Origin of the sequence: Pedobacter sp. Leaf170, from assembly GCF_920984665.1 — a bacterium.
Taxonomy (GTDB): Bacteria; Bacteroidota; Bacteroidia; order Sphingobacteriales; family Sphingobacteriaceae; genus Pedobacter.
Window position 1 is genome coordinate 280979 of sequence record NZ_CAKLBP010000002.1, and the last position, 24253, is coordinate 305231.

At 36.1% G+C, this 24253-nt stretch carries 18 protein-coding genes and 1 tRNA gene; 13 read left to right on the forward strand and 6 right to left on the reverse strand.

Going from position 1 to position 24253, the window contains the following annotated elements; genetic code table 11:
• The first annotated feature begins 207 nt into the window (after positions 1-207).
• The 4 genes from LUA90_RS06230 to LUA90_RS06245 all read left to right on the forward strand — a co-directional run bounded on the left by LUA90_RS06230 (position 208) and on the right by LUA90_RS06245 (position 8113).
• Entirely contained in the window at positions 208-3288 is a 3081-nt protein-coding gene (locus LUA90_RS06230) for a SusC/RagA family TonB-linked outer membrane protein (protein WP_231458719.1), read from the forward strand.
• A gap of 11 nt (positions 3289-3299) precedes the next feature.
• Positions 3300-4850 carry a SusD/RagB family nutrient-binding outer membrane lipoprotein gene (locus LUA90_RS06235; RefSeq protein ID WP_231458720.1) on the forward strand — a complete coding sequence of 517 codons (1551 nt, stop codon included), beginning with the start codon at positions 3300-3302 and terminating at the stop codon, positions 4848-4850.
• Positions 4851-4861: 11 nt separating this feature from the next.
• Positions 4862-5641, forward strand: a complete 780-nt coding sequence (locus tag LUA90_RS06240; protein WP_231490620.1) for a DUF4397 domain-containing protein — start codon at positions 4862-4864, stop codon at positions 5639-5641.
• Between the two features lie 72 nt (positions 5642-5713).
• Positions 5714-8113, forward strand: a complete 2400-nt coding sequence (locus LUA90_RS06245) for a gliding motility-associated C-terminal domain-containing protein (protein WP_231490621.1) — start codon at positions 5714-5716, stop codon at positions 8111-8113.
• Between the two features lie 59 nt (positions 8114-8172).
• On the opposite strand, the gene LUA90_RS06250 is transcribed toward LUA90_RS06245, so the two are convergent.
• Positions 8173-8775 carry a porin family protein gene (locus LUA90_RS06250; RefSeq protein WP_231458723.1) on the reverse strand — a complete coding sequence of 201 codons (603 nt, stop codon included), beginning with the start codon at positions 8773-8775 and terminating at the stop codon, positions 8173-8175.
• 170 nt (positions 8776-8945) lie between these two features.
• On the opposite strand from LUA90_RS06250, the gene LUA90_RS06255 reads away from it, so the two are divergent.
• From LUA90_RS06255 to LUA90_RS06270, 4 genes are all read left to right on the forward strand, one after another.
• Positions 8946-9161, forward strand: coding sequence for a hypothetical protein (locus LUA90_RS06255; RefSeq protein ID WP_231458724.1), 216 nt, complete (start codon positions 8946-8948; stop codon positions 9159-9161).
• Between the two features lie 162 nt (positions 9162-9323).
• Positions 9324-11015, forward strand: coding sequence for a S41 family peptidase (locus LUA90_RS06260; RefSeq protein WP_231490622.1), 1692 nt, complete (start codon positions 9324-9326; stop codon positions 11013-11015).
• 34 nt (positions 11016-11049) lie between these two features.
• Positions 11050-12378 carry an alpha-L-fucosidase gene (locus LUA90_RS06265; protein WP_231490623.1) on the forward strand — a complete coding sequence of 443 codons (1329 nt, stop codon included), beginning with the start codon at positions 11050-11052 and terminating at the stop codon, positions 12376-12378.
• 241 nt (positions 12379-12619) lie between these two features.
• A complete protein-coding gene (locus LUA90_RS06270) occupies positions 12620-15223 on the forward strand; it encodes a glycoside hydrolase family 2 TIM barrel-domain containing protein (protein WP_231490624.1) in 2604 nt (867 codons plus the stop codon).
• A gap of 142 nt (positions 15224-15365) precedes the next feature.
• Here the strand turns inward: LUA90_RS06270 and LUA90_RS06275 are convergent, their stop codons facing one another.
• Both LUA90_RS06275 and LUA90_RS06280 read right to left on the reverse strand, forming a co-directional pair.
• The gene (locus tag LUA90_RS06275) at positions 15366-15692 is read right to left on the reverse strand and encodes a 2Fe-2S iron-sulfur cluster-binding protein (RefSeq protein WP_231458728.1); all 327 of its coding nucleotides are present in this window, start codon (positions 15690-15692) and stop codon (positions 15366-15368) included.
• Positions 15693-15733: 41 nt separating this feature from the next.
• Entirely contained in the window at positions 15734-16744 is a 1011-nt protein-coding gene (locus LUA90_RS06280) for an NAD(P)/FAD-dependent oxidoreductase (protein ID WP_231490625.1), read from the reverse strand.
• Between the two features lie 293 nt (positions 16745-17037).
• Between LUA90_RS06280 and LUA90_RS06285 the strand changes: the two genes are divergently transcribed.
• The 4 genes from LUA90_RS06285 to LUA90_RS06300 all read left to right on the forward strand — a co-directional run bounded on the left by LUA90_RS06285 (position 17038) and on the right by LUA90_RS06300 (position 20828).
• Positions 17038-17784 carry a UDP-2,3-diacylglucosamine diphosphatase gene (locus tag LUA90_RS06285; RefSeq protein ID WP_231490626.1) on the forward strand — a complete coding sequence of 249 codons (747 nt, stop codon included), beginning with the start codon at positions 17038-17040 and terminating at the stop codon, positions 17782-17784.
• Positions 17785-18191: 407 nt separating this feature from the next.
• On the forward strand, positions 18192-19265 hold the full coding sequence (gene prfA / locus LUA90_RS06290) for a peptide chain release factor 1 (protein WP_231458731.1): 1074 nt from the start codon (positions 18192-18194) through the stop codon (positions 19263-19265).
• 106 nt (positions 19266-19371) lie between these two features.
• A tRNA-Asp gene (locus LUA90_RS06295) sits at positions 19372-19445 on the forward strand.
• Between the two features lie 189 nt (positions 19446-19634).
• Positions 19635-20828 (forward strand): TlpA disulfide reductase family protein, encoded by a 1194-nt coding sequence (locus LUA90_RS06300; protein ID WP_231490627.1) that lies wholly within the window; start codon positions 19635-19637, stop codon positions 20826-20828.
• A gap of 192 nt (positions 20829-21020) precedes the next feature.
• Here LUA90_RS06300 and LUA90_RS06305 read toward each other — a convergent pair whose 3' ends face one another.
• Together LUA90_RS06305 and LUA90_RS06310 are read right to left on the reverse strand one after the other, a co-directional pair.
• Entirely contained in the window at positions 21021-21590 is a 570-nt protein-coding gene (locus tag LUA90_RS06305) for a DUF1543 domain-containing protein (RefSeq protein WP_231490628.1), read from the reverse strand.
• A 45-nt stretch (positions 21591-21635) separates the two neighbouring features.
• The gene (locus LUA90_RS06310) at positions 21636-23342 is read right to left on the reverse strand and encodes an FAD/NAD(P)-binding protein (RefSeq protein ID WP_255717603.1); all 1707 of its coding nucleotides are present in this window, start codon (positions 23340-23342) and stop codon (positions 21636-21638) included.
• A 277-nt stretch (positions 23343-23619) separates the two neighbouring features.
• Between LUA90_RS06310 and LUA90_RS06315 the strand changes: the two genes are divergently transcribed.
• A complete protein-coding gene (locus tag LUA90_RS06315) occupies positions 23620-23784 on the forward strand; it encodes a hypothetical protein (RefSeq protein WP_231490630.1) in 165 nt (54 codons plus the stop codon).
• A gap of 97 nt (positions 23785-23881) precedes the next feature.
• On the opposite strand, the gene LUA90_RS06320 is transcribed toward LUA90_RS06315, so the two are convergent.
• On the reverse strand, positions 23882-24226 hold the full coding sequence (locus LUA90_RS06320; protein WP_231458736.1) for a hypothetical protein: 345 nt from the start codon (positions 24224-24226) through the stop codon (positions 23882-23884).
• Positions 24227-24253 lie beyond the last annotated feature (27 nt).

Sequence of the window (24253 nt, forward strand, 5' to 3'; positions counted from 1 at the left end):
AATATTAAATAATTGCGTGTTTTTGCGGTTTTTTGCAATTATGTATCGTTGGTTGTAAATAAAAATATTAGTTGTTTGTTCTATTATTAAAAAACATTTATGATATTAGCTAAAATATTGATAAGCATGCGGTATTGTGCGTGTTTAGAAATACCAACTAACAAACTTAACAACTGATCAAATTTATTTATTCCTTACAGGCAGTTTATGAAAAAAAAACTACTATTAATTTTTATTGGTACGTTTTTGTTGCTGGCACAGGCCTTTGCGCAACAAATTACCGTTACTGGTAAGGTAACCTCTTCGGATGGACCTATACCCGGTGTTTCTGTTAAAATAAAAGGAGGCACAACAGTAACTCAAACCAATGGCGATGGAAATTATTCCATCAAGGCCCTAAAAACCGATGTTTTAACCTTTTCTTACGTAGGTTATGCTTCTGTAGAAAGAACGGTTGGAAACAACACAACGATTAACTTAAACATGCAAGCCGATTCAAAAGGTTTGGATGAGGTTATTGTTACAGCTCAGGGTATTGAACGTTCTAGCAGAGCATTAGGCTATGCAACTCAAACTATAAAAGGTAATGAAGTTGCTCAAACCCAACGCGACAATTTTTTAACAGCCTTGCAAGGACGTGTTGCAGGAGCAACGATTACACCAACTAACGGTACTCCAGGAGCTTCAGCTACCATGATTATTAGAGGTGGTGTTTCATTGGATGGTGACAATCAGCCTTTATTTGTAGTAGATGGACTACCGATTTCTAATAGGACTTTTAGTGAGTATAATTTAGTAGGTCAAGGTACATTTAATCGTCAAAACGATTACGGTAATAGAGCGATGGATATTAATCCAGAGGAAATTGAAAGCTTAACAATTTTGAAAGGTCCTGAAGCATCGGCATTGTACGGTACACAAGGCGCTTCGGGTGCGGTAATTATCACTACAAAAAGAGCAAAAGCAGGTACTGCCCGTGTTGATTACAGTAATTCTTTCAGGGTTGAAAACGCTTACCGTTTTCCGGATATTCAAACTACGTATGGTGGTGGCGCAGGCGGTATTTTTGATGAAGAAGTAAGAACCAGGACATTCTTCGGCGCTAAATATCCGGCTAATAGACCAATTTATGATAATGTTGGTAATTTCTATAAGACTGGTTTTACCCAAAAGCATAATGCATCTGTAGAAGGCGGAAGTGATAAACTATCTGTAAGAGCATCATTAGGTTATACAGATCAATCAGGTGTTATTCCGGGTACCGGATTTAAGAGCTTAAATGCAAAAATTACAGCTTCGGCAAAAATTAGCAATAAACTCAAAATGAATGGTTCCATAAATTTTATCAATTCCAAAACAGATAAAACTTATAAAGGAGCTAATAGTCCGATGCTAAGTTCCCTAACCTGGCCGTTGGTTGATGATATGCGTAATTACCTTACGTCTACCGGAGATAGGAGAACCATCACAGGAGGTTATAATTTAGAGTTAGATAATCCGTACTGGGCAGTTGAGAAAAATCCAAATACAGAAAAAAACAATCGCGTTTTAACAAATTTTGGTATCGACTATACACCAACAACTTGGCTTAGTATGACTGCACGAGGCGGGGCGGATGTTTCTGCAGGGCAAGGAATGTCAGCTTATCATCCACAATCCTACGCATCTAACGTTGCTGGAACTGTGTACTCTGGTGGGGGAATTAACACATTTAATTCTAATGAAAGAATTTTTAACGGTTCATTTGTTGCATCCCTTAAAAAGGATTTTGGCAAATTTAAGCCTGTTTTAAGATTAGGTACAGACATTACAGATAACTCATATCAAGTAAATGCACAGTTCGGAACTAGGTTTTACCAGCCAAGTTTTTACAGTATGAATAATACTGACCCAACCACACAACGTGTTGCTTATACTGATGAATTAAGGAGAAAGGTTGGATACTTCGCATCGGCAGAACTGGGTTATGACAATTTTTTATATTTAACTTTAACAGGTAGACAGGATTTATCTTCAACGCTGCCAATTAACAATTACAGCTTCTTTTACCCTGCAACATCTTTAAGTTTTGTTTTCTCAGAATTAGCACCTTTTAAAAAATTAGATTGGTTATCATTCGGTAAACTTCGTGCCTCATGGGGTCAATCAGGTAAAGATGCAAGAGTTGCCTATGTGACTAAAACTAAATTAATTGCACAATCTACAACTGGTGGTGGTTTTGCAACAGACGTTACTGCCGGTAATCCTGATTTGGAGGCAGAGTTTACTACCCAAAAAGAAGCAGGTGTTGAGCTTGGATTCTTTAACAATCGTTTATCAATTGATTTTAGTTATTACAAAGCATTATCAAATAAGCAAATCACAGCACCGCGTTTAAGTTATGCAACAGGGGCAATTCTTCAATACATTAACAGTGGAAAGATTGAATCTCAGGGGTTTGAAGTTCTAATAAAAGGAACTCCGATAAAAACAGAAAATTTTGCTTGGGATATCTCTGCAAATGCTTCTAGAAATAGAGGGAAAATTACATCTTTACCTGGCGATCAGGAAGTTTTTTATGTATCTGACAGTTGGTTATTTGATAACGTTAGAGCTCAATATACTGTGGGTTCGTCTATATCTGCCTTTGCTGGTATCGACTACCTTCGTAACAATGATGGGCAAATTCTTATTAACCCGCAAAATGGCATGCCTATCAAAGGAAGTAATTTTACACCTATCGGAGATAGAGCGCCTGATATTTCTGTGGGTTTAACCAATAGTTTCACTTACAAAAATTTTAACGTATCCTTTTTGTTAGACATGAGAAAAGGGGGTGACATCTATAATGCAACCGAACTATATCTTTATGCAAGAGGAATGTCTAAGCTATCAGAGGATCGTGAAGTACCGAGAGTTATTGCCGGGGTTCTTAAAGATGGTTTAGAAAACTCGGGTAATCCTACAAAAAATAATATACTAGTAACCCCTTATATTACAACAAGTTATTATTCAACTTATTACAATACATTAGATTTTCTTCAAAAAGATGTGAATTGGATTAGATTGAAAGACATTACTTTAAGTTATAGCCTACCTAAAAGGATATTCGAAAGAAGTAATGTATTTAAAAGTGTGAATATCTTTGCAACTGGAACAGATTTGCTGCTAATCACGAACTACAAAGGTGTAGATCCTGCTGTTAATGGTTTAAGTGCAGCATCAGGTGGTCTGGGTGGAACAGGGATCGATTTTGGTTCATTTGGTTTACCACGTGGATATAACTTTGGTGTAAGGGTTGGATTTTAATTAGATAAGAAATGAAAAAGATTTATATAATATTAACTGCTTTTGCTGTAGTCGTATCTTCAGGATGCAAAAAATATCTTGATATTAACACCGATCCGGCGACGCCGCAAAATCCTGAGAGCAGAACGCTAACCCCTCCGCTATTTGCACAAATGGAAAGAGGTATTCAGTTCGATTCAAGATATTTAGGTGCAGTGGTCCAATATTTTGGAGGTAACGTAAATGTTGGGGAATCTCATGGATGGATTGCCGGTAGCGATGCGATGGGTGAGATATGGAGAACAAATTATTATGGTTTAGGTGCAAATCTAAATCTGATAATTGATGAATCTACGAAACAACAAGAATATAACTATGTAGGATTAGCCCAGGCATTAAAGGCTTGGAGCTGGCAAACTACAACCGATTATCATGGCGAAATTATTTTGAAGCAGGCTTATGAACCAAATCGCTATATTTTTGATTATGATAAACAAGAAGATGTTTATGCTGAAGTAGTACGTTTAGCGAACCAATCCATCGCTAATTTTTCTCGTACAGATGGTGCTGGAACTGTAGCAAAAATTTCAGCTTCTGATTTAGTTTATGCTGGTGATAATGCTAAGTGGATTAAGTTTAATTATGGTATATTGGCTAGAAATGCGAATAATTTAATTAATAAAGAAAGTTATAATGCCGCAAAAGTTATTGAGTATGTGGATAAGGCACTTAGTAGCAATGCTGATAATTTCATAGTACCAAATACGGGAAGTGTATCTGCTAACGGAAACTTTTTCGGACCGCTGAGGGCCAATCTTGGCTCATACCGACAAACGAGGATGGTTGTTGGCTTATTAGATGGGACATACTATACAGGTGTTGCAGGCTCAGTTTTGGATCCGCGTATAACAACGATGATTTCTCCATCACCGGATGGCATTTATAGAGGAACTTCGCCAGGCTCTTCAGATCCTGGTACAGTTGCTTTAAAAAATCAAATTCCGAATCCTTGGGGAAGTTTAGGTAGTGCAAATCCAGGTGCAACTTTTGGTAAATATCTTTTTAAAGATAATGTTGGGTTTCCTATCATGACATACTCTGAAATGCAATTTATTAAAGCTGAGGCTGCTTTCAGAAGTGGAAATACAACTATGGCTTACACAGCATATATTAATGGCATATCATCAAGTATCGACTTTGTAAGTAGTTTAGGTACGGCGATTACAACAGCACAGAAAACAGCATATTTAACAAGTGCATCTGTTAAACAAAATGCAGCAAGCTTAACCTTAAGAGATATTATGCTTCAAAAGTATTTAGCATTATATGGATATGGTTTTGTAGAAACTTGGTGTGATTTAAGAAAATATAATTACAATGTTGGCGACGTTAAGGGCAACAATCCATATCAAGGTGTTTTTGTATTTCCAACTGCCTTTTTTGCAGATAATGGAGGAAAGCCTGCTCAAAGGTATCGCCCACGTTATAATTCTGAATACTTATGGAATGTTGCAGCACTTAAAGTAATTGGTGCCGACCAGCCAGATTATCATACCTACAAAATGTGGTTTTCTCAACCTTAAACAAAAAAGACATGAAAAAAATATTATATATTTTAGTTGTTCTTACTACCAGTTTTTTAGCCTGTAAAAAGGGCACACTGGTAGAGAGTACACCATACACGAAAATAAATGCTGGCGATCCGGCATACTCTTACTTACGTTTCATTAACGTAGCCCCTGGTAGCCCAGTAGTTAATTATTATTTAGGAGATGTTCGCAGTTCTGGTAATTATAACGCATTAACAGGTGAAACAGGATTCGGCTATGTTAGTATCTTCCCAATCTCAAGCGGGCAGTATCTGCCAATTGCTCCAGGTACTAATAAGGTAGATGCAAAAATTGTAGCAACAGCAACGGTTGATAAAGGTTTAAACGTCTTTAATTCGACTATAAATACCGAAGGAGGCAAATATTACACCATGTTTCTTAATGGAAGCTATGGAGCAGATAAAAAAATACCATCTTCATTATTACTGGAAGAAGTTAAACCAAAGCTAGATACATCAAAAGTTTTAATAAGATTAGTTAATCTTTATTCTGGTGCGACCGGAAATATGGATGTATTACAGAATGCTACGGGTCAAAGCTTAATATCTAACATAGCCTTTAATAATGCATCTGGTTTTGTAGAAATCCCATTACCTGGTCAATCAAATGTTTATCAAATAAGGGTTGCGGGAACAACTACCCCTTTAACCATAAACTTTGCGCCAGTTTTATCTAAAGGGCAAGCCTATACTTTTGTTACTAGCGGAATTGCCGGCTCAACAACCTTTCCATTTAGAATTAATTCGTATACCTCTTTTTATTAATAAGATTGTATCATAAATAGAAAAACCAAGTCAACTGACTTGGTTTTTTTTTGTATATTAATATTTTATTCGATGAGAAATTTTGTCATTGCTATCATTCTCATATTGAATGCTGCTAATCTTCAAGCCGCAGTTTTTACTGTAACTTCTAATTCCGATTCTGGTGATGGCAGTTTACGTGAAACGATTTTGAAGGCAAATGCAAATGGAACAGCAGATGTAGATATTATTAATTTTAACTTACAAGGCTCTGATTTGGCAAATATCACTATTTCTTTAAAAACTGAATTGCCAATTCTTACTTCTAATATCATCATTGATGGCACTAGCCAACCCACCTCAATACTGGCAAACCCAAACATTAAAGTCTGTTTAGTAAGGGCGGCGGATACTTATTTTAATGGATTAAGATTGGACAATGCATCGGCTGTAGAAATTTACGGTCTATCATTTAGTAACTTTAAAGCCGATCCTCAAGGCTCAATCGATGAAAAAAAGGGAGCTATATATCTATATAATTCCTTAAATATCCGTATAGGTTCACCGAATAAGCCGAACTGCTTTGGTAATAACTATGCAGGAATATTATCTCCATTTGTAATTCCTAAAGTTTATGTTGAAAATATTGTAATTAAATCCAATATTTTTGGTTTAAGTGAAAATGGAATGAATGTGATGCCAAATGATAGTGGTATAGATTTAAGCTTTTTTAAAAATGGGCAAATTGGAGGAGATACACCTGAGGAAGGCAATCTGATAACTGCTAACGTGCGTAATGGTATAGCCCTGGGCGCTGCAGAGGGGGCCGTTCGTGTACTAAATAATATTATTGGCGTAGATAAAGCATTAAGCTTTAGGCCTGCACCAGCCGCAACAGGAATTTACATCAATGGAGCCAGCTGTACACCAATTATTTCAGAAAATATTATTGGTGGTCAATTAAAGGGAATTTTATTGGATTATATTAATGCCGGGTTTACTATTTCAGGCAATAAAATTGGTACTGCTTTATCAGGTAACGAAAACTATCCAAACACTACAGGTATACACATAAACTTCTCAAACTTTAAAGGGATAATTGGAGGTTCTACTAATGGAGATAGAAATTTCATTGCAAATAATGAGGTAGGCATTTTAATAGAAAATTCCTACCCGGTTTCGATTTTAAAAAATAGCATCTTTTGTAACCGCAAAGCGGCTATTGAATTTAAAGATTTGCCTATCGGAAAAACGATTACACAATCGAAAATCAATTTAATTACTACAAACTCTGCTTCGGGTTTATATCTTCCTAATGCTGTTGTAGAACTTTTTTATGATGATGAATGTCCGGATTGCCAGGGAAAGTTCTGGATTGCTACATTACAAACTGATGCGAATGGCAATTGGGAATATAATGGCCCGTTAACTGGTAGTTTAACCAGTACAGGCACAAATATGGATGGTGCAACCTCGGGTTTTTCAAAGCCTGTAATTTCTGATGCATCAAAAAAAATAAATGATGTTTTTTGCGGTGCTGCAAATGGGAGTATTACCGGTTTGGTTATTAGTGATGCAAGCGTTTTTACCTGGTTTAATGCCGCTAACCAACAAGTTGGTAATTTAAAAGATTTAACAAACGTGCCAGCTGGCGTTTACTATTTAAAAGCGGGTCAGCCTGGAGGTTGCGATATACTTTCTGCAACTTACACCATCAAAAACATTCCAGTTAACTACAAAGTAAAATCAAGTACAATTACGCCTGCAAGTTGCAATCTAGAAAATGGCAGTGTTTTTATAACCGCTTATGAATCTGAAAAGCCAAATAACTTTAGCTGGACAAATGATAAGGGCATTGAAATTAGCAATGCAGAAATGTTAGAAAATGTTGCTGACGGGCGTTACACTTTAACGGCATCAAATGGTAGTGGATGTAGTAATATTGTTGGAGAATTTATTGTTGGGGTAGCGCAACCGCCTATATTAGATGTTACTAAAATGCAGCAATTAATTAGCTGTGATGGAAAAACCATCAGTGCAACTGGAATAGAAATTATTGGTAACACAGCACCTTATACCTACAAATGGATAGATAATGATGGTAGTGTAGTTTACGACGGCTTAAATATTGTGAACGTAAAAGCAGGGAAATACACTTTACAGGTAACTGATAAATACGGTTGTACAGTAAATTCAGAAGAATTGGATTTTATGCAGTTAGAAAATAAAGTTTTACAAATTCCAAATACAATAAGCCCCAATGGTGATGGAATTAATGATACCTGGAAAATAAATGGGGCTGTAAATTACCCGAATGCAGAATTCTATGTTTTTAACAGAAATGGCGAAAAGATTTTTAATTCAAAAGGTTATAACAAAGAATTTGATGGTACCCGAAATGGTAAACCACTAGCAGTAGGTGTTTACTATTATGTTATAGATTTAAAAACGGATTGCGGAAAATTGAGTGGAAGCTTAACGATATTAAAGTAACCTAACTTAAAATAAAAAAGCGACCATTGGTCGCTTTTTTATTATTGAGTATTCTGTAATTACAAAATTTTGAAGCCTAAACTTAATTGAAATAAGTTAGGGTTTTGTTTGTATTTTTCACTTTTACTAATGTTTGTTAAGCCAGCTTCGTAGCGTAAATCAACAGAAATAGCACCAACATCTACACCTGCTCCGGCTTGTAAACCAAAAGCCTGATTTTTGTAATTATTAAAATCTGTTGCTTGTTGGTAAGCCGAATTAAATGTAGAGCTATCATCAAGAATCAGTGATAATACCGGGCCAGCCATCACCCTGAAGTTTAAGTTTTTAGCGCCAAACTTTGTTCCTAATAATACCGGAATATCCAAAGTGGTAAATTTAACTTTCCCTTCTGCAGCTACTTCAGTATTGTTATTGTTGGTAAAGCTGATAAATTTATTTCCCTTGCTACCAATATATGCTTCTGGTTGTACATAAAAACTGGCACCACCAATTCGTGCCCATGCACCAACCTGGTAACCTAAACGGTTTTCTTCGCTAGCGAAATCAGCATTCATTTTTGCAAGATTTACACCAGCTTTAATCCCTAAATTAAAAGTTTGTGCCTGAGATGTTGCCCAACCTACAGTTAGGAAAACAATAGAGAAGATAAGTTTTTTCATTTTGATTGTGTTTAAGGTTTTCGATATTTCGATTTTTTGAATTATAACGCACGTTTCGCACAATTATCATGCAAGATTTTTTTTGATCCTAAAAAATTTTACATTTTATATTCTAAAACAATTAGATGGCGCACAAATATTTTTTACTTTTGTATTAAACAGAAAAAGAAATGGCAAATTTTCAACTTACAAAAGATAACGCAGAGAAAGTAAAAATAAAGTTCTTTAGAAAATACCGTGATCTTGTTAATGCGCCTTTAGATTTTTCTCCAGGTAATGAAGATAAATTGGTACAAGATATTATGCAGCTGGTAAAGCGTGATCGTACTTATGTAGAATTTACCATCCAGAAAGCACTTGCCGATACAAAAGGCAACAGACTTTAAAAAAATATTAAAATTTCCTTCTTAAATAACGATTAAATTACGCTTTGCCCACCTAAGCAGTTTTTAATCTTTGTCTCTTTTTGTACATTTACAATGTACAATTCAACAATCTTTAAGGTAGACAGCAATTGCTCGTACCTTTAAAGTTTCAATCATAAAGGGATGAAAAAATTTAAATACCTAATCTTTGCAACTGTATCCGGCATTGCAATTTTATCCTTTTCTTTTAAAGAAGATTTGTTTCTGGTTTCTAAAAACTTAGATATTTTCGCGTCTTTATACAAAGAAATTAACATCAACTATGTTGATGAAACCAATGCACCAGGCTTAATGAAAACGGGCATTGATGCTATGTTAGATAGCCTCGACCCTTACACAGAATATGTTCCAGAATCTGAAATTGAAGATTATAAGCTAAAATATGTGAGCACGCAATATGGTGGTATTGGGGCAGGCACTTTATTTATTGATGGAAAATTATTTGTTAACGAAGTTAGCGAAGGTTATCCGGCGAATAAGCAGGATATTAAAGCCGGCGACCAGCTCATAAAAATTAATGGCATCGAAACAAAAGGTAAAGATAGGGCACAGATTAGCCAGCTGCTTCGCGGGCCAAAGGGTACAGCAGTAGATTTAGTTTTACTTCGTGATGGAAAAGAAATTGCTAAAAAACTAGTTAGAGAAGAGATAAAACAACCAAATGTAACTTACGCTGGCATGGTTGGCGATGGGATTGGTTACATCAAACTTGATAAATTTCTTGAAAATTCTGGTCAGGAAGTTAAAGATGCTTTAGTAAACATCAACAAAGAAAACCCTAAAGGCATTGTGCTCGATTTGAGAAATAACGGTGGTGGTATTTTGCAGGAGGCCGTAAAAATTGTTAACCTTTTTGTAGATAAGGATTTACTGGTTGTTACTCAAAAGGGTAAAAACGCAGAGAAAACCATCAGTTACAAAACTATGAATGTGCCAATTTCCCCTACAATTCCTTTGGTGGTTTTGGTTAATAACAATTCTGCTTCAGCATCAGAAATCGTGGCGGGTTCGTTGCAGGATTTAGATAGAGCCATAGTTATCGGGCAGCGCAGTTATGGTAAAGGATTGGTGCAGCAAACATTTAACCTGCCTTACAACAGTCTGGTAAAAGTTACGGTTGCAAAATATTACACGCCATCTGGCAGATGTATTCAAAAGTTGGATTATGCACATAGAAACGCAGACGGTTCAGTAGATAGATTTGCCGATTCTACCATTACAATGTATCAAACACGTGCTGGTAGAAACGTTTACAGCGGCAATGGTGTTTATCCGGATATAGCCATAAACGCCGATAAATTAAGCCCAATAACGGTTACAATGCTTAATAAAAGCCTGTTTTTTAATTATGCTAATCAATTCAAAAGAGATAAACCTAACATTTCATCAGCTAAAACATTCCAGGTGAGTGACGCCGATTATACTGCTTTTGCTGCAAGCCTGGCCGAAAAAGATTTAAGCTACCAAAGCCGCACAGAAAGATTGCTGACTGAATTGCGTTACGAAGCCGATAAAGAAAATAAAACAGCCGATGTAAAAGCAGATTTAGATAACCTGAAAAATAAACTTACATCTGCTAAAAAAACTGATTTAGCCAACCACAAAGCAGAAATAAAACGAGTTTTAGAAACGCAGATTGTTAGTCGCTATTTTTACGAAAAAGGTAGAATTGAGCAGAGTTTTCAATATGACAAAGAATTGGCTGCGGCAAAGGCTGTTTTTAACAATCAAACACAAATGCTTGCCATTTTAAAAGGCGATGGAAATTATAAGGTTATTGGCAAACCGATTAAAGAAACGCCCGGCATAGATTAAAATCTTTCCAATTTATTAAACTAAAGTATCCCCAATGAAAAAACTTTTTTTGTCGGTAATGATTATGCTTTGCGGCTTTTATTTATCCGCACAAGAATACGTTCCATCGCAAGCAAATTTAAAGCAAAGGGCTTGGTTTGCCGATGCTAAATTCGGTTTGTTCATCCATTGGGGGCCATTCAGCATTCCGGGTAGCGGTGAATGGGTAATGAACGACAGGAAACTAAACGTACACAATTACTCTAATTTAAAAGACTTTTTTAACCCGATTGATTTCGATGCGGCGACTTATGTAAGCATGGCCAAAAATGCGGGGATGAAATACATAACTTTAATCACCAGGCATCATGATGGCTTTAGCATGTGGGATACAAAGTATTCAGATTTTAACATCATGAACACACCCTACAAAAAAGATATTGTTAAAATGTTTGCCGATGAATGCCATAAACAAGGCATCAAGTTATATCTATATTATTCATTGCTCGATTGGCGCCGGGATGACTATCCTTATGAAACAGGCAGAACCGGTCAGCATTCGGGGCGGAAAGCCAAAAGCGATTACCCAAGCTACCTAACTTTTATGAAAAATCAGTTAACAGAGCTTTTAACAAATTACGGTGAAATTGGCGGAATCTGGTTTGATGGGCATTGGGACCAAACACAACCTGAAGGATCTGCAGACCGTTCATCAAGATTAGATTGGAAATACGATGAAATTTATAGCTTAATCCATAAGCTTCAGCCGCAGTGCATGATAGGAAACAATCATCACTTAACACCATTTCCTGGAGAAGATTTTCAAATGTTTGAGCGAGATTTGCCGGGAGAAAATAGTTCAGGTTTAAGTTTCCAAAAAGCATCAGATAAATTACCATTAGAAACCTGCGAAACCATTTCCAACTCCTGGGGCTATAACCTTAGCGATACCAGCTATAAAACTAAAAAGCAATTGGTAAATATGCTGGTAAAGGCATCAAGTTTAGGCGCAAATTTATTGTTAAACATTGGTCCAATGCCAAGCGGAAAAGTTCAGCCAGAATTTCAATGCAGGTTAAAATCAATGGGCGAATGGCTAAAAATTTATGGCGAAAGCATTTATGGTACAAAGGCTGGCTTTATAAAACCTCAGTCATGGGGCAGCGTTACGCAAACTGACGATAAAATTTTTGTTCATATTCTCGATAATAAAAACACAGCAGTTACGCTAAATCAATTTCCTTTCAAAAAGATAAAAAAAGCCTATTCGTTAAAAGATAAATCATCCGTAAAGTTTACAAGTAAAAAAGATATAGTAGAAATTACCACCGGTTTCTCTAATAATGAAATCGATAATGTTGTTGTTTTAGAAGTTTCTAAATAAATATTTCGCACAGTGAAACATTAAATAATTAAAATTTTAATTCCTTTTATTTAGAAAATTTTCGGATAAAGCATTTGGCAGCCATCAGTCCTGCTATCACTGCAATCTTTTTGTTGCCTACCCGCTCCAGGCCTTAACAAAAAGTATTTTCGTTCTATCAGGTTTATTATTAAGGGTTTGTATTTCATAGCTTAAACAAACCCCTCGCAAAAAAAAATAATCATCAATAAAAAATACTTACATGAAGAAAATTTTAACCTACCTTTTAATTTTAGTTGCTTTCACTTCAAAATCTCAACAACGCTATGAATTAAACTCGGGTTGGTTTTGTGCTAATATTAAAGAAATCAAATCTTCTGGAATAGAAATTTCTAAAGAAAACTTTGCAACATCTGGTTGGATGCCGGCAACCGTTCCAGGTACGGTATTAACCACATTGCTTAACAACAATAAAGTTCCTGATCCATTTTATGGAATGAATAACGAAAAAATTGCCGACATCTATAAAACCGGTAATGACCACTATACTTATTGGTTTGTTAAAGATTTTAGTGAAAAAGCCATCGGCAATGAGCAAGTCTGGCTTCAGTTTAGAGGCATAAATTACAGGGCAGAAATTTTTCTGAACGGCAAAAAAGTAAATCAAAAAGTTTATGAAGGTATGCACCTTCGTCAGCGATTTAACATTACAAAATTATTGGCTGCAAATGGTAAAAACAGGTTGGCCGTAATTGTTTATCCTCCAGATAATCCCGGAAATGCAAATGGCGGCCAGGGTGGCGATGGCACAATTGCCAAAGGTTTAACCACACAATATACCGCCGGTTGGGATTGGATTCAGCCTATTCGCGATCGCAACACAGGTATTTGGGATAAAGTTACTATAGAGAAAACCAAAGCCATTAACATATCAAATCCTCACGTGGTTACCATTGTGCCTGGTAAAAGACTGCCCGAAGGCAAACAACAGCCAGCTACAATTAAAGTTACGGTAGAAATAGAGAATCCGACAGAAAAGCCTGTAAGCGGTATTTTGCAATATGTTATCGGTGGGAAAACAGTTTCTAAACAAATTATTATTGCCGCAAATAAGCATAGTGAAATTATATTACCAGACTTAAGTTTTGAGAATCCTAAACTTTGGTGGCCGAATGGTTATGGCGCACAAAACCTGTACAATATGCAGGTTAAATTTTTAGCCGCCGGACAAGTTTTAGATCAGGAAAACCTTAATGTTGGGATTCGCCAAATTGATAATATCTGGAACGAACACACCAAAAGCATGGGTGCCTATGTTAACGGGCAAAAGATTTTTATCAAAGGTGGTAATTGGATAATTTCTGATGCGATGCTGCGGTTCAGTGATGCCAGATATGATGCTGAAGTGCGTTACCATAAAGATATGAACCTGAATCTCATCCGTATTTGGGGTGGCGCTTTAATCGAACGACCAGAGTTTTACAATGCCTGCGATAAATATGGATTATTGGTATTTCAGGATTTCTGGTTTAGCGGCGATTGTAATGGTCGTTGGGTAGATCCAATGAAAAAAGAAGACCAATGGACCAGAAGGAAATATCCTGATAATCATAATTTGGTGCTTACCGCAATGGAAGATCAAATTAAGATGGTAAGAAATCATGCATCATTGGCTTTTTGGTGCGGTGGAAATGAAATCACCCCTCCGGAAGATATTTTACAACCGCTTAAGAATGATATTTTACCTCGTTTAGATGGAACAAGAATTCTGTTTGATTTTTCTAATAGCGATGAAATGTCTTATAACGCTTTGGGTGGCAATGGCGATGGGCCCTATGGCATACAGGATGCAAAGAGTTTTTGGGCCAATCAAACCTTTCCATATAACTCTGAAGTTGGTTCGGTTGGAGTTGGTGATTATGTTTCTTTAGAAAGATTTATCCCGAAGGAAAACATGGTAGCACCGCAATTTAAAAGTAAACCCGATTCTGTTTGGGATTACCATAAATACATTGGTTATGATGAACACATAAATCCTTACGGAAAAGCAAAAGATGCCAAAGATTTTGCCATGAAAGCACAATTGGTTAATTATGATCAGTATCGTGCCTTAATGGAAGGCTTTTCAAATAAAATGTGGGATTGGTACACCGGTTCAATTATCTGGAAAACGCAAAACCCATGGACAGCGCTTCGTGGACAGATGTATGATTATTACCTCGATCCAAATGCTTGTTTGTATGGTTTGCGTAAAGGCAGCGAACCACTACATATCATGATGAATCCTATTGATAGCATGGTTACGGTGGTAAATAATGGATTTAAAAACCTCGATAACCTGATGATTAAGGCAAGCGCTTATGATATGGAAGGTAAGGAATATTTTTATTCGCAGGTTTTTAACTCTATCGGTGCATCGTCTGTAAGAAAATTCTTCCCTTTAAATTCTTTTTTAGAAAAGCTTGATAAAAAAGAAGGCGTGTTTGTTTCGCTCCAAATTTTAAACCTTGATAAACAAGTTTTAAGCGAAAATCTTTATTCGTTGCCGGGTAAAAATGGCGAATATACTGGTTTGCAGAAAATAAAAACTACTCCTTTAAGTGTTACTGCAACTCAAAAATCAAAAGGAAAGGTAGAAGTATCTTTAAGTAATGATAAGGGCAATCCGGTTGCGTTTTTTAATCGTGTGGCTGTAATTAGCAGCACCACAGGTAAGAGAATCTTGCCAGCTTTTTATTCTGATAATTATGTGAGTATTTTGCCAGGAGAAACTAAAACGCTTACCGTAGAATTTTCGGGGGATGAAAAAAATGCTGTAGAAGTTTACGGCTGGAATGTTGATACAAAAAGGGTAGAGATTAATTAATTTCTCAATTAGCCGTCATTGCAAGGCACGAAGCAATCTTATCCATTAAGTGAGATTGCTTCGTGCCTCGCAATGACGTTATGGATAAAACAATAAAGGCGATGCATCAGCATCGCCTTTATTGTTTTATCAAAAGATTAAATTAACTCACACCGTGAAGTTTAACTTTTAATCCATCCATGTTGTTATTTAACTGTAGTTGGCAAGCTAAACGAGAGTTTGGCAATAAATCTGGCAAGGTATCTAACATTGCATATTCATCATCCGAGATTTCATTAAGCTTTTCTTCACCTTCCAAAACATCTACACAACAAGTTGCACATAATGCCATTCCGCCGCAAGTGGCTAAAATATCGTATTCAGATGCTTTTAAAAACTCCATCAAACTTAGCCCCATATCTGTTGGTGCTTCGTGAGGTGTAACAGAACCATCCGGTTCTTGCATGTATATTGTAATGTTGTTTTCCATTTCTTGGCTGCTTACTTATATGGGCAAATATAAATAAATGCTTAAAATTCAGAAACTCCGTTTACAGTAGTATATTTCATCGTGTACTTAATACCTGGATTCATGTATGAGTATGCGCTATGACTCATTAAAGCAGCTTCGTGGAAACCACAAAGTATCAGTTTTAACTTGTTTGTATAAGTATTGATATCGCCAATAGCGTAAATACCCGGAATATTTGTCGAATAATCATCAACATTCACTTCAATAGCGCTTTTGCTAATATTTAAGTTCCATTCTTCAATTGGACCTAATTTAGGGCTTAAACCAAACAAAGGAATTAAATGATCAGCATCAACTATCGTTTTTTCCATTGTACGGTTTTGTACAATTTCTACCTGCTCCAGTTTATCAGTTCCATGTACGGCTTGTAAGTTGCTGTTTAAAATCAAGTTGATTTTTCCACTTTCGGCCAATGCCATAACCTTAGCGACCGAATCTGGTGCACCACGGAAGCTTTCACTTCTATGTACCAATGTCAGTTCAGAACAAACTTCAGCTAAATAAATAGTCCAGTCTAATGCCGAATCGCCACCGCCCGCAATAACCATTCTTTGATCACGATATTTCTCCGGGTCAAGGATCATGTAATTAACGCCTTTACCGTTTTCAAAATTTACTAAGTTCTCTACCGCAGGTTTACGTGGCTCAAAACAACCTAAACCACCAGCAATAACCACAACTTTAGCTTCGATAATGGTTCCCATATTGGTGGTTAAAACGAAATCAGCTTCGCCGCGTTTTTCTAAACCTTCAATACGCTCGCCCAAGGTAAAAGTTGGATGGAAAGGTTTTGCCTGCTCCATCAAATTATCTATAAGTTCTTGCGCCAATACCGATGGATAACCCGGAATATCATAAATTGGTTTCTTAGGATAAATTTCAGATAACTGACCGCCAACCTGAGGAAGGTAATCAATTAAATGACAACGCATTTTTAATAAACCGGCTTCGAAAATGGCAAATAAACCAACCGGACCAGCGCCAATTACGGCTATATCAGTAGAGATCATTCGAAAAAAATTTAACGCAAAGTTACAAAATAAACAACAATCTTTTTCCTTATTTAGAAATATTCCAGATAATTTGCTAAGCTAAACGTATTCAGTATTTTATATGTTTTATGCTAATATAAAGCAAAACTTAACCTTATTTTAATCTTTGAAACCAATTATAATTATTCTATGGAATTTGTAGTGTTTTATTCCAAAATATTTAGATGCTTTCTGAACATGCGTTTATTTACCATCTGCCTAAAGCTTTCACCCTTTCGCTTTCCGCTTTTTCCCTTACCTTTGGCTTGCTCATGACAAAAAATATTTATTTCGCTTCAGATTTCCATTTAGGCTCTCCAAATTATGCCGAAAGCCGCAAACGCGAAGACCGTATTGTAGCCTGGTTAAATTTTATTGAACCAACTTGCAGCGAATTATATTTAATGGGCGATATTTTCGATTTCTGGTTTGAGTACGAAAAAGTTATTCCGAAAGGCTTTGTTAGGTTTCAAGGGAAATTGGCCGCAATGGCGGATGCCGGGATAAAAATATATTTCTTTAAAGGCAACCACGACATGTGGGTTCGGAATTATTTTACCGAAGAAATTGGGATGGAAATTATTAGCGATGAACTTATTATTGAAAAAAATGATAAGAAATTTTACCTCCACCATGGTGATGGCTTAGGGCTTGGCGATAGAAAGTACAAGTTCTTGCGTAAAATTTTTAGGAGTCCGCTTTGCCAATGGCTTTTTGCCCGCTTGCACCCAAATTTAGGCATTGGAATAGCAGCTGCCTGGAGCGGAAAGAGTAAAAAAAGAGCTGGTGCCGATGCAGTTTTTTTTGGTGAAAATTACGAATGGCTAGCGGTTTACTCTCGCGAAATATTAAAAAAGGAACACTTCGATTATTTTATATATGGCCACAGGCACTTGCCAATGGATATAAACCTGGGAAATGGTAGCCGCTATGTAAACATTGGTGAGTGGATAAATTATAATTCATACGGCGTTTTTGATGGTGTTAATTTAGAACTTAAATATTTCAAAGAAAATTAATCGACTATTTTTTTGAAGCGCAAAATCTGTAGTGCTTCGGTTAAAGTAGTCCCGCTCTCGCTACAATCTTTTTCAACATCTGTTTGGCAATATTTGTTATTAATTACATGCAGCAATCCTGTAGCATTTTTTTGTGGTATTGCATCAAAAAGTATTTCCGCTAAATCGGGGCTATTGTTTATGGTTGTGGGTTTTGGGAGCACAAACCATAGTTCATAAACCTGATAGCGCCAAATAGCCCGGAGTGAGGAACGAAATGAGGACTATTGGCAATAGCAGGACTTTCGGCTGCCAAAAGTATCTTCCAATCCTTTGCAAATTATTTTAAAAAATCCTTTGTACTATCTGCTTAGCCCATTCGGCTTTTTTTACTTATTTTTGCATTTCTTTATAAATTGAAGAATAATATGTTAGATAAATTAGAGGCAATAAAGCTGCGTTGGGAAGATGTAGAAGAGCAATTGAGTAATCCGGATGTGATTCAGGATATGAAACGTTTTGCGGCTTTAAATAAAGAATATAAAGATTTGGGCAAAATTGTAGATGAGTACAAAATCTACAAAAATGTAATGAGCAATATCGATGCGAATAAGGAAATTTTGGCAACTGAAAAAGATGCTGAAATGCGTGAAATGGCTAAAGAGGAGCTTGATATGTTGCTAGAACAGCAGGAAGCCATGGAAAGCAACATTCGTTTAATGCTGATACCGAAAGACCCTGAAGATGCGAAAAATGCTGTTTTTGAGATTAGAGGTGGTACGGGTGGCGATGAAGCTGCACTTTTTGCAGGAGATTTATACCGGATGTACACCCGCTTTTTTGAAACCAAAGGTTGGAAAGTTGAAACAGTTGATGTAACAGAAGGAACTGCTGGCGGATATAAAGAGGTTATCCTTAAAGTTAGCGGTGATGATGTTTATGGTCAACTGAAGTACGAAAGTGGCGTACATCGCGTGCAACGTGTGCCCGATACCGAAACTCAGGGTAGGGTTCATACTTCTGCAGCTTCGGTTGCGGTTTTGCCAGAGGCAGAGGAGATTGATTTGTACATTAACCCGGCCGATATTGAGCTTCAAACTTCACGCTCTGGTGGTGCCGGTGGACAGAACGTAAATAAGGTTGAAACGAAGGTACAGTTAACGCACAAACCTTCGGGGATTGTGGTTGTTTGCCAGCAAGAGCGTTCGCAGTTAGGGAATAGGGTTATTGCTATGGAAATGCTCCGCAGTAAGCTTTATGATATAGAGTTGCAAAAGAAAAATGGTGATATTGCAGCAAAACGTAAAACAATGGTATCTACCGGCGACCGTTCTGCAAAGATTAGAACATACAATTACCCACAAGGTAGAGTAACCGAACATCGCATCGGTTTAACGCTTTATAACCTTCCAACCATTATGGATGGTGCCATTCAGGAGGTTATTGATGCATTGCAGTTTGCAGAGAATGCCGAGAAGATGCAAGAAGGCGCTGTGAATTAAGGCGTTATAATTATTTTAAAAAAAAATTTGTAAGTATAGATTTTGTGCCTATATTTGCAACCTCGAAAGGGGAAAGAGGTTTAAACTTTTAAAAAGTAAACAAAAAGGAGTGGTAGTTCAGCTGGTTAGAATGCCTGCCTGTCACGCAGGAGGTCGCGGGTTCGAGTCCCGTCCATTCCGCAACAAAAGCCTTAACTTGAAAAGTTGAGGCTTTTTTGTTTTCTGGAAATTTCAATTTTATTAGCCCAATATCATAATCTTAAATAAAATAACGTGTGTCAATAATCAAGAAATAGACCTACTTTATTTTGATGTGGACAAAAAATTGGTAAATTAGACCATGTGCGTTTAACTATCAGTTTTCTTCTAATGAAATCTTCAATCCTTATTGTTTTTTTTAGTTTATTTTTCTTTACCAATGCTTTTGCCACCTTATTTTCAATAAATGGTAGCATAACTGGTAAAGAATCAGTAAACTATGCTTATATCTTCGACAACAACTTCAAACAATTGTCAAAAATTGAAGTCGTTAATCGAAAATTTCAGTATCAGGGAGAAGTTGAAAGAAATACGAAATTTGGTGAATCGCCAACAATCTCAGTATTGTTTAGTAATAGTTCCTTGACTGAGCAAGAGATAATTAATAAGCGACTATTATCAAACAGAAAGCATGGAAATTGTACATTATTTCCATCTGGCCAAATAGAGTTGAGTTACAACACGGACACAAAAACATTTACTATAAAGGCAGATAAACTTAACAGCATACAAAGTCTTTTTACGAATGGTTACGCTTCTTATCGTTATAGCAGAGATAGTATTTACGTTATAATAGATAAATCTCCTTTATCCGACGAAGAGCGAGAAGAAAAAAAAAATAATGGGCAGGCTAAAATGTTCACCAAAGCTATGTTTGGATTTATTGACATTATAAAAACTCACCCAACATCATTGGTCTCACTGATGAATTTCCCTCCCATAATTTATGACCAAGCTATCAGCGGCAAACAAGCTATGAATGCTTTTAATTATTTTTCAAAAGATTTACGCGCTTCTACCTATGGTCAGCGTCTTTACATGGATATTATTGACAAAATAAAAACCGAAGAATCAATTGCAAAACCAGCTTACTTTGTTGGAATGAAAATGCCAGATTTTTCTCTTAAAAATGAGAAAAGCCAAATAATAGAAAGCCGCTCAATATATTCAGATTACACTTTGGTTGATTTCTGGGCTACCTGGTGCCTTCCTTGTAGGAAGGAAACACCAAATGTTATTGATGCTTTTGCAAAATATGGTGAAAAGGGATTCAAGGTGATCACTGTTTCAATAGATGACACAAAAGACAAAGCTAAATGGATAGAGACTATCGAAAAGGATAAAATGATGGGATTTATAAATCTTTTTAATGGAAATGACATAAGCGGGCTTTCAAGAGAACTGAAGATAGTCACTATACCAGCTAATTATTTAGTGGATTCTAAGGGTATCATTGTCGCAAAAAATTTAAGGGGTGAAATGTTAGCAAAAAAGCTTGAAGAGTTATTTGCCGGCAAAAATTAGAATAGGCCTACAAACATTTTTAAAACTAGCAGCAATTACCTGAAGCCGATACAATTTTATCAATGATAAAACATCATTGACAAAATTGCTTATTCAAATTAATTGCAGAACTTATTGCCAAAGCAAAATTAAGAACTCTTATATAAAATTCAGATTTTTTACATTTGAATTTCATTCTTATTCCTGACCTTTCTACAACTTATCCAATTTAAAATACCCTAAATGGATTTCATCCTCCGGAAGATTTTCGGCAGGTGTAATTTGCAGTTGATAATATTCCTTTTGGTCAATTACTAATATTTCATCAACGCGATGAATATCGTCCACATCAATACCATATTTATCATCTATATGAGAGGTTGCGCCTTTAATGGTGTTTTGCTTAAAGAAAATAGTTTTTTTGGCATCCTGAACAGCCTTCGCTCTGTCGTTTTGAACAGTAAGCACCGCATAATGTTGCTCTTCTAGCTTATTTGCCTGATATCCTCCAAGGTTAATGAAAAAAAGTTTATGCTGGTTACTTTCATTGTTCTCACTGCGGGGAACAACTTTAACTTCGTAACCATCAACGGCATTTACTTCACGCCAACCATCAATATGGATGCTTGAGCCGGCTTCTGGCCAAAAAGCTTTTATATTAGGAATCAATTCTTTTAAGTTATTGGCAATACCAAAGAAATAATCATGTTGTTCTACGTTTCTCTGTGGAGCTTTTGAGCCTAATAGAAGCATGAATAGCTTCGGGTTTTGTAATTCAGTCATTTGTAAATTTATGTAATGCTTCAGCTAAATATAAAGGTTTAAAGTTTAGTTTTTCTCAAGGCTTTCTATTATAATGGACGATGCCTTTTCACCAAAATCTAATCCGGAATAATCAGGATTAAAACCAGCAATGTAAGGAACCGCCATAATGTATATCCTTTCATTCAAGGCGCCATAACTATCTAACAGTTGAAAGTTATCATTAATGCTCAAACCTGGCACGCTCAAATAGTAATCGCCGGCAAATTGAACAACCTCCTCAACGTTATTGTTTCTTTCGGTAAGGGCGGCATCTTCGCTTTTAAATTTAAGTTTCGCCGGACTAACCACTTTTTGGTACATTAAACTTTTGTAAGGCAAATCTGAATACCACAAATGCGGTTGGCCTACACAATTTACAAATGTTTTATAATAAGTTTTGTTAGCGGTTTTATTTTCGTCTTCATAGTGATATTCGATTCCTCCACCATCATTAGCTTCAACATGGCTATTCGCATCTACGGCAATCATCTCTAACGCGTCTGCCTCGTGTAAGGCTAACATTTCTTCTACAGAACTTTGCGGCACAAATGCAATTACGATTGAAATTAAAGGCATCAGGTTTCGTTTCAAGCGTAACATATCTTCAGCAGAAAAATGTTTGGCCGGATAATTCATTGCAAAACTTAAAACAGCTAATAATTCTTTCCAATAAATAGATTCTTGCCTTTTTATGGATTTTTGAGCTTCAACATATTCGCCCCTTAACAATGAAAATGGATCTGTTTTTTCCCTTAAGTCCATTGCCATCTCTACAAATTCCTCTAAACGGATGTCTTTAATCCTTTCGTAAAATTCGGGTTCCTTATCTTTAAAGAGCTGTTTAAAATTTTTATCGAACACGTAATCTAAAGATAAAAAACCACCATTAGAAAGCATGTTGGCTTCAACTTCTTCTTTGCTTAATACGGCATCTTTTAATAAATGCGGATCTTCCAGATGAAACCTTACTGCCGGCAACATTCCATTTCTGGAATGCATTATCATTTTAAAATCTGGTGAATCTTCATTTTTTGCAAATGAAACTCTTCCACTTTTATCCTTGTTAAATTTTCCATTGTGCCTAGCCAGGGTTCTTATTGCATCAATTGCCGTTAATGATGAACCCTTTATAGCGATTGGATGATTGGCTTTGAAGGCAAGCTTTGATGGCGGATAAGGTGAATCGAAGTATCCGGAAACTTTGCCTTCTAATTTTTTAGGCCAGGTATGTCCGGTGCAAATCACAATGTAATCATATTCTGTAACTGTCTGTTTATTCGTTTTAACAGCAACCTGATTGCGGTCGGGAATATCAATTATGTCTATAACCTCTGTTTTTAAATATACATTTACCGCGATGCCTTTATCTTTTGCGGCATTAAGCAATAACTCAAATTGGTTTTGCAAATACATGCCGAAAAGCAATCGGGGCATTACTTTGTAGTCATTGTATTTTTCTGGTGATAATGCAAACCTATCTAACAATTCTTTTGGCAATGATTCTATCCAGTCGGCAACAGAAGTAACCAGTTCGGGTATTTCATTTCCAGAAACATTAGTGATGTGTTCGGTGTTTGCGCCTAACTCGCTGTAAGGCATTCCTGCACCTAATTGTGTAGTTTTTTCAAAAATATCAATGTTGAATGTATTGTCTTCGGCATCAATTAATCTTTTGAACATGAACAGGCCACTAGGACCTCCTCCTAATATGGCTATATTTTTAATTTTCAATGAATGGGTTGATTTAGTTTAAATTAATAACCTTTTTAGAAGTTAAAAGTTTTTAAGTTTTGATTAAGCGAAACGCTAAATAATTATAATAATAATAAATTTTTAACGGATTTTATAGATGGTTTAAGTATTAGGTTGTCTACTTATAAATCCATTTCATCTACTTTCTTGCACATAGTGATGTTTATCAAAACAAATTAAAGAAATTTGAGTTAACACATCGAGTAAAGGCTGATTTACGCTTTCAACGTCTTCCTTAAACTCTTAATTTATAATTATGAATCAAGGAAGAACGAATCGCCAGGTGCAGGCGAATAATAAAATTATGGTCACTTTTCTTGTGGCCATGTTAGCATTTATCTTATTTGCCTTTAGCCTTCGCTTTTTTGATAACAAAGCATCGTTTCTGGTTAACATAGAGAAAAAATTGTTCTCCAAATAATTGAAATGCCTTTAAAAAGCAATCACTTATCTAATAAAAAAACAGGTGCGATTAAACGCACCTGTTTAGAATTATAATTGATGTAATATTGGTTCAATTAGCAAAATAGCTCTTGCTCATCTCTATCTGCCGTTGGTATCTTTTTAAGAAAATCATCAAAGCTAGATCCAACATTATCTGAATAAATGCCATAAGCATCTAATATGTATCCGATTTCTTTATCAGAATCTTCAGTAATATAAAGCACAGAATTATCTCCCGGGTCTGAATCGCCTTCAAAACGGTAAGTCTTAACTATCGTTAAATTTTCCGGCCTGTAAATTTTACCTTTCTGACTTTGCATTTTGCCATGGTCGGTCATTTTAAGCTCGTTATCTTTTCCTTTCAGCCTCAATTTCTCTAGAATTTGACTCAAAGTATTCATTGCAATTGGCTGTTCCATAGTTTCTATTTTTTAGTAATGATAGAA

Bases quoted from the DNA above. Each gene is read 5' to 3' on its own strand.
- LUA90_RS06230 (WP_231458719.1), top strand. From the start codon at position 208: ATGAAAAAAAAACTACTATTAATTTTTATTGGTACGTTTTTGTTGCTG.
- LUA90_RS06235 (WP_231458720.1), top strand. From the start codon at position 3,300: ATGAAAAAGATTTATATAATATTAACTGCTTTTGCTGTAGTCGTATCT.
- LUA90_RS06240 (WP_231490620.1), top strand. From the start codon at position 4,862: ATGAAAAAAATATTATATATTTTAGTTGTTCTTACTACCAGTTTTTTA.
- LUA90_RS06245 (WP_231490621.1), top strand. From the start codon at position 5,714: ATGAGAAATTTTGTCATTGCTATCATTCTCATATTGAATGCTGCTAAT.
- LUA90_RS06250 (WP_231458723.1), bottom strand. From the start codon at position 8,775: ATGAAAAAACTTATCTTCTCTATTGTTTTCCTAACTGTAGGTTGGGCA.
- LUA90_RS06255 (WP_231458724.1), top strand. From the start codon at position 8,946: ATGGCAAATTTTCAACTTACAAAAGATAACGCAGAGAAAGTAAAAATA.
- LUA90_RS06260 (WP_231490622.1), top strand. From the start codon at position 9,324: ATGAAAAAATTTAAATACCTAATCTTTGCAACTGTATCCGGCATTGCA.
- LUA90_RS06265 (WP_231490623.1), top strand. From the start codon at position 11,050: ATGAAAAAACTTTTTTTGTCGGTAATGATTATGCTTTGCGGCTTTTAT.
- LUA90_RS06270 (WP_231490624.1), top strand. From the start codon at position 12,620: ATGAAGAAAATTTTAACCTACCTTTTAATTTTAGTTGCTTTCACTTCA.
- LUA90_RS06275 (WP_231458728.1), bottom strand. From the start codon at position 15,692: ATGGAAAACAACATTACAATATACATGCAAGAACCGGATGGTTCTGTT.
- LUA90_RS06280 (WP_231490625.1), bottom strand. From the start codon at position 16,744: ATGATCTCTACTGATATAGCCGTAATTGGCGCTGGTCCGGTTGGTTTA.
- LUA90_RS06285 (WP_231490626.1), top strand. From the start codon at position 17,038: ATGACAAAAAATATTTATTTCGCTTCAGATTTCCATTTAGGCTCTCCA.
- prfA (WP_231458731.1), top strand. From the start codon at position 18,192: ATGTTAGATAAATTAGAGGCAATAAAGCTGCGTTGGGAAGATGTAGAA.
- LUA90_RS06300 (WP_231490627.1), top strand. From the start codon at position 19,635: ATGAAATCTTCAATCCTTATTGTTTTTTTTAGTTTATTTTTCTTTACC.
- LUA90_RS06305 (WP_231490628.1), bottom strand. From the start codon at position 21,590: ATGACTGAATTACAAAACCCGAAGCTATTCATGCTTCTATTAGGCTCA.
- LUA90_RS06315 (WP_231490630.1), top strand. From the start codon at position 23,620: ATGAATCAAGGAAGAACGAATCGCCAGGTGCAGGCGAATAATAAAATT.
- LUA90_RS06320 (WP_231458736.1), bottom strand. From the start codon at position 24,226: ATGGAACAGCCAATTGCAATGAATACTTTGAGTCAAATTCTAGAGAAA.